We start from the raw sequence: 11,956 nt of genomic DNA, 5'->3' as shown, positions 1-11,956 counted from the left end.
TCCCTTTGTGGGAAGGAGCTGATTGGCGCTGTTCTTCAGACCGCGCACGGTCAGTCCCCTCTCCCTTTGTGGGAAGGAGCTGATTGGCGCTGTTCTTCAGACCGCGCACGGTCAGTCCCCTCTCCCTTTGTGGGAAGGAGCTGATTGGCGCTGTTCTTCAGACCGCGCACGGTCAGTCCCCTCTCCCTCTGGGAGAGGGTTAGGGTGAGGGTCCCAAAAACAACACGTATCAACTTGCGGAGCCGCTCACATGAGCCAACCCACACCGTCTTTCTACAACCTGGCCTGGCGCTGGCATTTCTATGCCGGGCTGTTTGTCGCCCCGTTTATGATCCTGCTGGCCCTCACCGGCATCATTTACTTATTCAAACCTCAGCTCGACCCCTTGATGTACGACCACCTGATCAACGTCCAACCGGGCCATCACACCCTGAGCGCTGACGAACAACTCAAGCTCGTGCAGGCCGTTTATCCACAAGCCCACATCAGTCAATACCTGCCACCGATCAACCCCGAACGTAGCGCACAATTCGTTCTGCACAACAGTGGCCGCGAACTGAATGTATTTATCAATCCCTACAGCGGAACCGTACTCGGCCAGCAGGATGCCAAACTCAACCTGCAAGCCGTGGCCCGTGCGCTGCATGGTGAGTTGATGATCGGCACCCTCGGCGACCGCCTCATCGAACTCGCCGCCGGCTGGGGGATCGTGCTGGTGGTGTCAGGCATGTACCTGTGGTGGCCACGCGGGCAATCGGCCAACGGGATTTTATGGCCCAGGTTCAGCCGCCGAGGCCGGGTGTTGTGGCGCGACCTTCACGCTGTCACCGGCTTTTGGGGGGCTGCCCTTCTGTTGTTCATGCTGATCAGCGGCATGACCTGGACCGGCTTCTGGGGCAAGCAGTACGCTGACCTGTGGAACCAGTTCCCGGCGGCGATGTGGAACAATGTGCCCCAGTCGGATGTTGAAGCCCGCACGCTCAACACTGCCGCTCGGCAAACCGTACCTTGGGCGATGGAAAACACGCCGATGCCGGTCTCTGGCGCCCACGCCGAACACATGAGCCACGCCGCTCACTCAAGCGGCCCCGCCGCGCCCGGCGTGAGCTTGCAACAGGTGTACGAAACCGCCACCGCACGCAAGGTCGAACCCGGCTACAGCATCACCTTGCCGACCACGGCTGAAGGTGTTTTCACCATCGCTGTATTTGCCGACGACCCGCGCAACGACGCCACCCTGCATGTCGATCAATACACCGGCGAAGTACTGGCCGATGTGCGTTGGCAGCATTATGGCAACGTTGCCCGGGCCACCGAAATGAGCGCCATGCTGCACGAGGGCAAACTGTTCGGCTCGCCAAACCAAATCGCGATTTTGCTGGTATGCCTGATGATTTTGCTGAGTTCGGTCAGCGGGTTGGTGATGTGGTGGAAACGTCGCCCACAAGGCGGTCTGGGCGTGCCGCCTCTGCGTCATGATTTGCCCACCTGGAAGACGGGCGTCTTCATCATCCTTGCGCTGGCCATTGCCTTTCCGCTGGTGGGTGCCTCACTGATCGCCGTTGGGTTACTCGATCGTTTGCTGTTGATTGTGAGGGCAAAACGGCCACATGAAGCTCATTCATAATAAAGATTAAACAGCCGAGATGCGCATTCCAGAGCCTTGTCTATACTGGCGCGCCAGTATCAGACAATAAATAGTTGTTACCCTATAACAAGACTATTTAAGCTCGATTCCCCCGCAGCCAGGAGGCAGCGGGGACACCTTTTGGAATAAGCGACTCACTGCCCCGATGAACAAGTACCTGCTTTCCAGCCTCTGCCTGCTGGCAATTAACAGCGCGCATGCAGATGACACTGCCCCCTCTCTCATGTTGCCTGCCGCTACCATTACCGCACCTGAAGTCGATGTTGAAAGCATCGACCTCAAGACCGCCACCAGCGCCGGTTCACGCCTGAACCTAAACAGCCTCGAAACACCGGCCAGCGTTGAAAGCCTGACCGGCGCACAAATCCGCGCACGCGGTGACCGCAGCGTCCAGAACGCCGTGACCCGCACCACCGGCATCAGCAACAACAGCACGCCGGGCAATGGCGGCTCCGCCTACTCGGCGCGGGGGTTCGTCGGCGAAGGGTCGGTGATGCAGCTGTATGACGGCATTCGCCTGTACACCGGGGCCGGCACCGTGACCTTTCCGGTGGATGACTGGTCGGTCGAACGTATCGACGTACTGCGTGGCCCGGCCTCAGTGCTGTATGGCGAAGGCGCAACCGGTGCTGTGATCAACGTCATCCCCAAAAAGCCTTTCAGTGGCGAGATCGAAAATCACCTGCGCGTCGGCTATGGCTCCTATGACACCCAGCAACAGGCGCTGGACAGCGGCGGCTCACTGACCGACACGCTGAGCTACCGATTGAACCTCAACCATACCCAAAGCAATGGCTGGGTCGACCATGGCGACTCCGAAAATACCTTTATCAGCGCCGCCTTGCGCTGGCAGGCGACCGACGATTTGGCGTTTACGCTGAGCCACGACTACGGCGACCAGGAACCCCAGAACGACTTCGGCGTCCCGCTGATCAATGGTCATTATCACAAGAGCCTGCGCGACAAAAATTACAACGTGCGCGACGCCAAGCTGCATTACAACGATCAGTGGACGCGCCTGAACACGCAGTGGCAGATCAGCGACCACCTCAGCGCCAGCAACGAACTGTATTACCTCAAGGCCCAGCGCCGTTGGCAAAACGCCGAACGCCATGCCTGGAACGAAGACCAGCAAACGTTGTTGCGCAGTGGCTATTTCAGCATCAAGCATCAACAGGAACAGGTCGGCGACCGTCAGACGTTTACCCTCAACCATGACATTTTTGGGCTGAACAGCAGAACGTTGGTGGGTGCAGACTACAACCGGATTCACTTCAATCTGCACAGCAACGCGCCGTACGACGACGTCAATCCAGACGGCCAGCCGATCAATAGGTATCACCCGGATCGTGGCGAGTTTGAAAGTGCTTCGCCCTACCGCGACCAGTTCAAAACCACCACGCAGCAAGTGTCATTGTTTGCGGAAAACCGCACCGAGCTGACCGATCAGCTGTCGCTGGTGACGGGCGTGCGCCGAGACATCGTGCACCTTGATCGCGACGACTTGATCGATGGCACCCGCAGTGACCGCAGCCTGTCTGCCAACAGCTGGAAAGTAGGCTTGGTCTACGAGCTGACGCCCGACATGTCGGTGTATGTTCAACAAGCCACCAGCGTCGATGGCGTGGCAGGACTGATCAGTTTGTATCCGTCCGAGCAAGGGTTTGATCTGGCCCACGCACGGCAGACCGAAATTGGCTTCAAACAGATGTTCTGGGACCAACGCGGCGAATGGACGCTGGCTGCGTATCACATCGTTAAAAAGGATTTGCTGACACCCGACCCGGTGGTGCCCGGCAACTCACTGCAAGTCGGAGAGCAGTCCTCCAACGGCCTTGAGGCCAGCCTTGATCTGCAATTGCCTGATCGCTGGCAGTTGCAAGTCAATGCCGCGGTGGTGCGAGCGCAATACGACACATTCGATGACGAAGGTATCTCACGTAAGGGCAACCGCCCGACCGATGTACCGCGCCGTACCGCCAACCTGTGGTTGAGCAAGGCCATCACCGATGACGTGAATGCAGGCGCCGGCGTGCGTTATGTCGACTCGCGTTATGCCGACATCGCTAACACCGTCGAGTTGCCGAGCTACACCGTAGTGGATGCAACGGCAAGCTGGAAAGCCCTGCCTAAAACCACGCTGGGGCTGCGTCTTAATAATGTATTCAATCGCCAATACGCTGTAACGCAATACAATCGCGGCCAGCAATGGATCATGGGCGAGCCGCGCTCGTTCTTTGTGACGGCGGATTACGCTTTTTGACCCGCCGACCCTCACCCTAGCCCTCTCCCAGAGGGAGAGGGAATTGATGGGTGTCGTGCACAACGTCTATGTTCACCACACATCCACCCCCTCTCCCTCCGGGAGAGGGTTGGGGTGAGGGGCTTTTGCTTTAAACCATCAATGATCGGACCTTTATGACCCGCCTCACCCTCACGCAACTCGCCTGGACACCTCTGGGCCACGGCCACTGCCATCACCAGTTCCACCTGCGTGATGCCAGTCTGCAAGTGGCCGCCGGCGAGTTCGTGGGACTGATTGGGCCAAACGGCAGCGGCAAGACCAGCCTGCTGCGCTGCGCCTACCGTTTCAGCAAACCTGAGTCAGGTGACGTCCACCTCGACCACCACAACCTATGGCAGCAATCCCCACGCTGGTGCGCACAGCGCATCGCTGTGGTGTTGCAAGAATTCCCTGACGCCTTTGGCCTGACTGTAGAAGAAGTGGTCGCTATGGGCCGCACCCCGCACAAAGGGCTGTTCGACGGCGACAGCGAAACCGACCGCGCACTCGCTAAAGCAGCGCTCGAATCCGTCGGCCTGCTCGGCTTTGAAGACCACGCCTTCGCCACCTTGTCGGGCGGCGAAAAACAACGCGTGATTCTGGCCCGCGCCCTGACCCAGCAACCCGAACTGCTGATCCTCGACGAGCCGACCAATCACCTCGACCCGCGTTATCAGCTGGAGTTGCTGCAGTTTGTCAAGCGCCTCAAGATCGGCACGCTGGCCAGCATCCACGACCTCAATCTGGCCGCCGCGTTTTGCGACCGCCTGTACGTGATCAATCACGGCAAAATCATCGCCAGCGGCACACCACGCGAGGTGCTGACCGTCGAACTATTGCGCAATGTATTTGGCGTAGACGCGCTGGTCGACGAGCATCCGCTGTCCGGCTACCCCCGTATTACCTGGATAACTCAACCATGAACCTGATCCGCCTTGCGCTGTGCCTGAGCGTTGCACTGGGTGCACAGTTTGCCCATGCCGAAGCGACGCAGTACCCGCTGACGATCACAAGCTGCAACCGCGCTGTGACCTTCGAGCAAGCGCCCAAACACGCGGTCAGCCACGACATCAACATGACCCAGATGATGCTCGCCCTGGGCCTCAAGCCGAGCATGGCGGGTTACAGCGGCGTCAGTGGCTGGAAGTCAGTCACCCCAGAGATGAAGGCCATTCTCGACGGCCTGCCTGAGCTGGCCAGTAAGTACCCGTCGGTTGAAACCCTGCTCAACGCCAACGTCGATTTCTTCTTCGCCGGATGGGATTACGGCATGCGCGTGGGGGGCGACCTCACACCGCACACCCTGACGCCGCTGGGCATCAACGTGTATGAGCTGACCGAGTCGTGTGCGTTCGTGATGAAGCGCCCTCCGGCCAGCATGGAAGACACTTACAACGACCTGCGCAACCTCGGCAAAATCTTCAACGTGCAAGACCGCGCCAATGCGCTGATCGCCCAGATGCAGCAAAAAATCGCCGAGGTACAAACGACGCTACACGCTGCAAAGCCCCGGGTGTTTTTGTATGACAGCGGCGAAGACCGCGCGATGACTTCGGGCAAACTGGGCATCCCCCACGCGTTGATCGAAGCCGCAGGCGGCGACGACATCTTGAGTGATATCGACGCCAGCTGGACCCGCGTCAACTGGGAAACCGTTGTCGAGCGCAACCCTGAAGTCATCGTGATCGTCGACTACAGCGAAGTCACTGCCGAGCAAAAGCAGCACTTCCTCGAAACCAATCCGGCGCTGCAATCGGTAGACGCCATCAAAAACAAACGCTTTATCGTCATCCCTTACGTGCAAGCCACGCCGGGCATCGACAACGTGCTGGCCATCGAAACCCTGGCCAAAGGGTTCCACCCACAATGATGGCTCGCCGCTACGTCTTGCTGCTGGTTGGCCTTGGCGCACTGCTGCTGGTGTCGTGCGTGGTGTCGCTGGGCTTTGGCCCGGCGCGGGTGCCCGTGGAGGTGGTGTGGCACATTTTGCTGAACAAGGTGTTTGGCCTCGGCGAAGTCAGTTGGAGCGCTGGCCAGGCACATATCGTGTGGCTGATCCGCGTGCCGCGCATGTTACTCGGCGCGCTGGTCGGTGCCGGGTTGGCGTTGATTGGCGCGGTGCTGCAAGCCGTGACCCGCAACCCGCTGGCAGACCCGCACCTGTTGGGCGTGACCAGTGGCGCGACCTTGGGTGCGGTGATCGTGGTGCTGCATGTCGGCGAAATCGTCGGCCTGCTGACCTTGCCGATTGCCGCCTTTATTGGCGCCCTGCTGAGCATGCTGCTGGTGCTGGCCATCGCCAGCCGCCACGGGCGCCTGGACAGCGACCGGCTTCTGCTGTGCGGCGTGGCCGTGTCTTTCGTGATGATGGCGGTGGCCAACACCTTGCTGTTTTTGGGCGACCATCGCGCCAGCTCCGCCGTGCTGTTCTGGATGCTCGGCGGGTTGGGGCTGGCGCGCTGGGAATTGCTGGCCATACCCAGCGCCAGCGTGCTGCTGGGGCTGGTGTTGTTGCTGGGCATGGCCCGCCCGTTGAACGCCTTGATGGCGGGCGAACAAACCGCCGTCACCCTTGGACTCAACGCGCGTAACGTGCGGCTTAAAGTCTTTTTGATCGCCTCACTGATGACCGGCGTGCTGGTAGCCATCAGCGGTTCGATTGGTTTTGTCGGGCTGATGATCCCGCATATTGCTCGCCGCCTTGTCGGTGCTGAACACCGGCGTTTATTGCCCGTGTCCGCCCTGCTTGGCAGTGTGTTTCTGCTCTGGGTCGACGTGGCCGCCCGCACCTTGATCGCCCCCGAAGACTTGCCCATCGGCGTGGCCACGGCGGCGATTGGCGGGCTGTTCTTTATTGGTTTGATGCGTAAGCGTTAACGCTCATGTGCATAACCAGCGGCATCCGCGCGATCAGGCTGCCCGGCCCGAGTTAAAGCTCGTCTTTAGTGCTGGTGAATGGCGAGCGTACCCACGGCAATACAAGGCTGACTTTTACGGGCTCATGCCCCTTCCAGTCGGCAGGCACCCACCCCAGGCGGGACCAGTTTTCGCCGGTGTGTACCACCACTAATTCCCCCGTCTTGACCAATTTGCCAATGTATTCACTCTCAGTTTCGCGGCCTTTATCGACCCAATCCTGATTCAAGTATTGATTTTCCCAATAGTCGTAACCCACGACCAATGTGCATAAGTCACCCTCGTCCTTGCCGGGGCTTCGCACATACTTCAATAAAGAACCGTCATTGCCTGATGTGAAGGCGATGTTCACTGAAAACTCCAAACGCGCCAGGCTCTTGGTCATAAAGCAAATGTCCATGGGCCAAAACGTATGATCCACCCAGTTACGCTGCCCTGGCCTTGCAATACTCGGCTTTACCGGGCAACGCGCGTAGTAGATCGCTACCGGCCCATAACCTGCGGGTAAAACCGGCAAGGGTCGATTTTTGCTGGACGATCGCTCAAACAAAGCATTGAGGAAAATAGTGTCCTGAGCCTTTGCGCCCATACCATTGATCTCAGGCTCGAGGGATACGTAAGTGCTGTCAGCCGGTGAGAAAAACACCGCACCCACGACGTCACTCTTATGAGGGCGCACAATTTTACGGTGACTGTAGAGCGCAGCATCATCGATATGACTGAAGACCGGCCCCAGTGCAGGCACATTGGCGACTGATGCATGACCCGTGGGTATTTCAAGCGCATAAGGACGCCAGGCCGATGTCACACGCCCGATCGTGGCCCACATGCTACTGGATAGAAGGACCTGTAAATTTCCACTGGACGCGATTTTGCGTACGTAATCCGGTGAGCGCAGCTTCTGGGTGTTCAACAGGTCCAGGATGGACACGCTGGAACCCAGACTGCTGTCCAGCCCCAGTAGCGTATTGAGATTCTCGGCGCGGTAACTCAGCAGGGCTCCATGGCGGGTAGAAATGAACATTTTAGGGTAGTCGCTGCGACCGACCGTTTGATCACGGACTGAGCTCGAAAGCACGGCAAGGTTCACCAGATCCGTTGGTGCAATAAAGTCAGCCAATACGTCATCAAACACCCGCGCAACAGGCTCTTTAGGCGTGGCCATATAGACCGAGTCAAAAGCGAAACCGGCAGGCAGGCTATACCTCTGTGAACCGAAAGGACGCGAAAAAATCTGCGTCAGGGACGCGTTGCGGGCAGGCAGCGGTTCTGTAGCGATGTAGTGATCGCTGCGCACGCTTTTGAGAATAACGCCGAACTGAGTGTGAGTACGCTCGCCCATGCGGGCGTGTACGTAGCGCATGGCGCCTTGGGCTTGGGTGAATACAGGGCTCAAGGCGGGTGGCAGGCTAGCACTTATGGCCTCAACAGGGGCCTGAGCGGGTTTCCATTCGGGCTTTATTTTGCCCCGCCCGCCCCACAACGGACTGGCCACCACCACGCTCAAATCGCCTACACGCGCTACCTGGGTGACATATTGGCTGGGCTTGAGCGCGCCAGTGCGCAGTTTGATCCGGGTCGGGTTGTTGTAAACCTGCTCGTGGTGAGCATCGGGTGGCGTTATTCGGGGCAAAAATTTCTTTTCCAGGTCCGTGCCACTGGCCGTGTACTTGAGCAGCGCGCCGTCCTGCGTCGACAGGTAACGGGAATAGCCCACCTGTTCCTGCATGGCGACACGCAGTTCATGGGGTTCAAACATGCTGCGATTGATCCGCTCCTCCTCGTCGGAACGCCAGAGTTGCAAAGGCTGGATGCGGTGAGTGTGATAGGTCGCGACGGCCCAACACCCCCATGGCATGAATGAAGCCACCTCAGGCGGAAAAACCACAGATGAGTTAAAGGTTTCGGTGGTAACGGCCAAGGGTTCGGTCGCGACAAAACGGCCGTCCGAACGCTGGAGGATCAGACCGCCATAGGTGAAATCTACGCGCTGTGCAATCTGCTCATGGGCGAAACGCGCGGCATCGTCCATGTCAATGAAAACAGGCCCCAGTGTACGTCGCATAAAGCCTTCAAAAGGCTGCCAGGTCGACTGAACCCGGCCCTCTGCCCCCCAGACATCACTGCCACGCACAATGTCCAGAACACCGGCGTGAGCCAGGGTGTGGATCATTGCGTCAATGCTCTCGGCCCCCGAAAGTATGTTGTGCAGCAGTTCCATGCCGCCACCTTTACTGAGTGGCAATTTTGAAAACAAGTCATTTTCAACAGGCGAGGACCTCGACACGTACTTCAACAATGCTCCGTCTCGGGCCGCAATATACAGAGGCAATGCATGAATATGATCTTCAGGGGCCAACGCTTGAGCCTGGCGTACGCCCTTTTCAAACGCCTCGGGGTGCATAAAGTTCTTGTACACCGTGGGCTGAGACGTGGGGATCAGCGCCGGGTCTTGGTATTCGCCATCACAGCCGTACACAGCGACGATGGCAAACCCGGTGGGCAGCTCGGGATGACCGTTGCTGCCTTTGGGGAACGCCCGTTCAAGGGCAAAATCCATCACCCCTGTCACCGGCTGCGAAACGATGAATGCCTGACTGTCAGTGCTTTTTAGAATAAATCCATAGTGCTGATCGGTCAGTGCCGCTGTACGCGATCGGGCGTACTCAAGCGCCAGTTGCTCACTGGCCAGCAACGGGCCCAACGCAGGACGCTGGACAATAACGCCCTCGACCACAGTCGGCTGGCGGGCAGCCGTAAAGAACGCCGGTGTTAGCGGTCCGACATGGCCTGCCCATACGTCGGCGGACTGCACCACACTCACCCGCATGGTCTCGGTGACTTGCTTCATGTACTGAATCATTTCCAGCAGCAGTTCGCTGTCTTGCTGGGCATGCGCGAGAAAATCGTACAGGGCGCTTTCTTCCGGTGTTCCACTGGATTCAACTTTGAGCAACGAGCCATTAAACCCTGACAAATAATAGGTCGTTGTAAAGCTGGCCATAATCAATAAGGCCTGTATGTCTGCGGGCAAAAAGAAGTTGGCCAGAAAGTGCACCTCTTCATTTTTCACCCCCGGGAAGGGTGTCTGCTCCGTGGCAAGCAGATGCTCGCGCGATTGGTAGAAGGCATGACACGTGTATCCCGGCGGATGTAATGGCTGGCCACTCGCGCTGCTTGAAATAAATTGAGTGGCTCTGAAAATGTCACCCACCACCTTTTCTGGGCGAGAGGCGAAGTAACGGCCTTCAGCATCTTTCAGAATTACCCCGCCGTAGTCTGAATCATGGTGGTCACCGATGAGTTCATGGGCAAATCGCGCCGCGTCATCAGGGTTAATAAAGGGCGGACTTAATGTCGGCAGTCGGCCAATCACATTAGGCGCAAATAATAATTTCGGGATTTCATAAGCAGAGCTCATAGGGTTCAGTTCCTTGGTCAGTACTCATCGGCACATGCACGACAGAACCCGATCTTTCACGCTGAAGGATGGGCGCAGGTGGTAATTAATTAACCTGACGTTTAGCACCAAGGCAGCGCATAGCCGTGCACTGCACCTCCGCGAAGGCGCCCAACTGGTGCACAAAAGTGCACAACCTTCGCGCAAGGGCTCGTTCTTGAGCCTTTGATCAATCACGGCCCAGCCTTTGCAAAAGCCCTTTCATCGTCCGTATCTGCCACTGATAAACATCACGTTCCTGGAGATCGCACCATGAAGCGTCGTAACTTGATCAAAGCTTTTACCCTCACGGCATCCATTGCAGCCTTGGGCATGTCCTGGACCCTGCAAGCCGCCGAAACGATCAAGGTCGGGATTCTGCACTCCTTGTCCGGAACCATGGCGATCTCCGAAACCTCGCTCAAAGACATGGCGCTGATGACCATCGACGAGATCAACGCCAAAGGCGGGGTCAACGGAAAAATGCTTGAAGCGGTGGTCGTCGACCCGGCGTCCAACTGGCCACTGTTCGCGGAAAAAAGCCGGCAGCTGCTGACTCAGGACAAAGTCGCGGCGGTGTTCGGTTGCTGGACCTCGGTGTCGCGCAAGTCCGTGCTGCCGGTATTTGAAGAACTCAACGGCTTGCTGTTCTACCCGGTGCAATACGAAGGCGAAGAAATGTCGCCTAACGTCTTCTACACCGGCGCAGCGCCCAACCAGCAGGCGATCCCGGCGGTTGAATATTTGATGAGCGAAGACGGCGGCAGCGCCAAGCGCTTTGTGTTGCTGGGTACCGACTACGTTTATCCGCGCACCACCAATAAAATTCTGCGCGCGTTCCTGCATTCCAAAGGCGTGGCCGACAAAGACATCGAAGAGGTCTACACCCCGTTTGGTCACAGCGATTACCAAACCATCGTGTCCAACATCAAAAAATTCTCGGCCGGTGGCAAGACCGCCGTGATCTCCACCGTAAACGGTGACTCCAACGTGCCGTTCTATAAAGAGCTGGCCAACCAGGGCCTGAAAGCCACCGACGTGCCGGTGATTGCATTCTCGGTGGGCGAAGAAGAACTGCGCGGCATCGACACCAAACCGTTAGTGGGCAACCTGGCAGCCTGGAACTACTTCGAATCAGTAGAGAACCCCGTCAACAAAAAATTTGTGGATGACTGGAAAGCCTACGCCAAGGCCCACAACTTGCCGGGCGCCGATAAAGCGGTGACCAACGACCCGATGGAAGCCACTTACGTGGGCATCCACATGTGGGCGCAGGCCGCTGAAAAAGCCAAATCCACGGACGTCGACAAAGTCCGCGAAGCCATGGCCGGTCAGACCTTTGCCGCGCCGTCGGGTTACACCCTGACCATGGACAAGACCAACCACCACCTGCACAAGCCGGTGATGATTGGCGAGATTCAGGATGACGGTCAGTTCAACGTGGTGTGGCAGACCCAAGAGCCGATCCGCGCTCAGCCGTGGAGCCCGTACATTCAGGGCAATGACAAAAAGCCGGATTACGCGGTGAAGGGTAACTAAGCACATCAAAAGCCCCTCACCCTAACCCTCTCCCGGAGGGAGAGGGGACTGATCAGTGGTGATGCACAGATTTGCTTTTAGTCCCCTCTCCCTCTGGGAGAGGGTTAGGGTGAGGGTCAGCGCCCTGAAG

At 58.0% G+C, this 11,956-nt stretch carries 7 protein-coding genes; 6 read left to right on the top strand and 1 reads right to left on the bottom strand.

Annotation, left to right across the window (positions count from 1 at the left end; genetic code table 11):
- The first annotated feature begins 250 nt into the window (after positions 1-250).
- From ACI7MX_RS04625 to ACI7MX_RS04605, 5 genes are all read left to right on the top strand, one after another.
- Positions 251-1,627 carry a PepSY-associated TM helix domain-containing protein gene (locus tag ACI7MX_RS04625; protein WP_405585330.1) on the top strand — a complete coding sequence of 459 codons (1,377 nt, stop codon included), beginning with the start codon at positions 251-253 and terminating at the stop codon, positions 1,625-1,627.
- A gap of 166 nt (positions 1,628-1,793) precedes the next feature.
- Positions 1,794-3,911 carry a TonB-dependent receptor gene (locus tag ACI7MX_RS04620; protein ID WP_405585327.1) on the top strand — a complete coding sequence of 706 codons (2,118 nt, stop codon included), beginning with the start codon at positions 1,794-1,796 and terminating at the stop codon, positions 3,909-3,911.
- Positions 3,912-4,066: 155 nt separating this feature from the next.
- Positions 4,067-4,855, top strand: coding sequence for an ABC transporter ATP-binding protein (locus tag ACI7MX_RS04615; protein WP_405585324.1), 789 nt, complete (start codon positions 4,067-4,069; stop codon positions 4,853-4,855).
- Positions 4,852-5,802: an ABC transporter substrate-binding protein gene (locus ACI7MX_RS04610; protein WP_405585321.1), complete on the top strand. Its 951-nt coding sequence runs from the start codon at positions 4,852-4,854 to the stop codon at positions 5,800-5,802. Before ACI7MX_RS04615 ends, ACI7MX_RS04610 begins: the two co-directional genes overlap by 4 nt.
- Positions 5,799-6,809, top strand: coding sequence for a FecCD family ABC transporter permease (locus ACI7MX_RS04605; RefSeq protein ID WP_405585318.1), 1,011 nt, complete (start codon positions 5,799-5,801; stop codon positions 6,807-6,809). Before ACI7MX_RS04610 ends, ACI7MX_RS04605 begins: the two co-directional genes overlap by 4 nt.
- Positions 6,810-6,861: 52 nt before the next feature.
- Here ACI7MX_RS04605 and ACI7MX_RS04600 read toward each other — a convergent pair whose 3' ends face one another.
- Complete coding sequence (locus ACI7MX_RS04600) at positions 6,862-10,269, bottom strand: DUF4329 domain-containing protein (protein ID WP_405585315.1); 3,408 nt, start codon at positions 10,267-10,269, stop codon at positions 6,862-6,864.
- Positions 10,270-10,560: 291 nt separating this feature from the next.
- On the opposite strand from ACI7MX_RS04600, the gene urtA reads away from it, so the two are divergent.
- On the top strand, positions 10,561-11,826 hold the full coding sequence (urtA, locus tag ACI7MX_RS04595) for an urea ABC transporter substrate-binding protein (RefSeq protein ID WP_314484438.1): 1,266 nt from the start codon (positions 10,561-10,563) through the stop codon (positions 11,824-11,826).
- Positions 11,827-11,956 lie beyond the last annotated feature (130 nt).

This window comes from Pseudomonas sp. 2024-210 (assembly GCF_045062345.1).
Classification (GTDB): Bacteria; Pseudomonadota; Gammaproteobacteria; order Pseudomonadales; family Pseudomonadaceae; genus Aquipseudomonas.
This window is presented reverse-complemented; position numbering and strand designations above follow the sequence as displayed.

What these genes read in the sequence shown, in the direction of transcription:
- ACI7MX_RS04625 (WP_405585330.1), top strand. Translation starts at nt 251, where the DNA reads ATGAGCCAACCCACACCGTCTTTCTACAACCTGGCCTGGCGCTGGCAT.
- ACI7MX_RS04620 (WP_405585327.1), top strand. Translation starts at nt 1,794, where the DNA reads ATGAACAAGTACCTGCTTTCCAGCCTCTGCCTGCTGGCAATTAACAGC.
- ACI7MX_RS04615 (WP_405585324.1), top strand. Translation starts at nt 4,067, where the DNA reads ATGACCCGCCTCACCCTCACGCAACTCGCCTGGACACCTCTGGGCCAC.
- ACI7MX_RS04610 (WP_405585321.1), top strand. Translation starts at nt 4,852, where the DNA reads ATGAACCTGATCCGCCTTGCGCTGTGCCTGAGCGTTGCACTGGGTGCA.
- ACI7MX_RS04605 (WP_405585318.1), top strand. Translation starts at nt 5,799, where the DNA reads ATGATGGCTCGCCGCTACGTCTTGCTGCTGGTTGGCCTTGGCGCACTG.
- ACI7MX_RS04600 (WP_405585315.1), bottom strand. Translation starts at nt 10,269, where the DNA reads ATGAGCTCTGCTTATGAAATCCCGAAATTATTATTTGCGCCTAATGTG.
- urtA (WP_314484438.1), top strand. Translation starts at nt 10,561, where the DNA reads ATGAAGCGTCGTAACTTGATCAAAGCTTTTACCCTCACGGCATCCATT.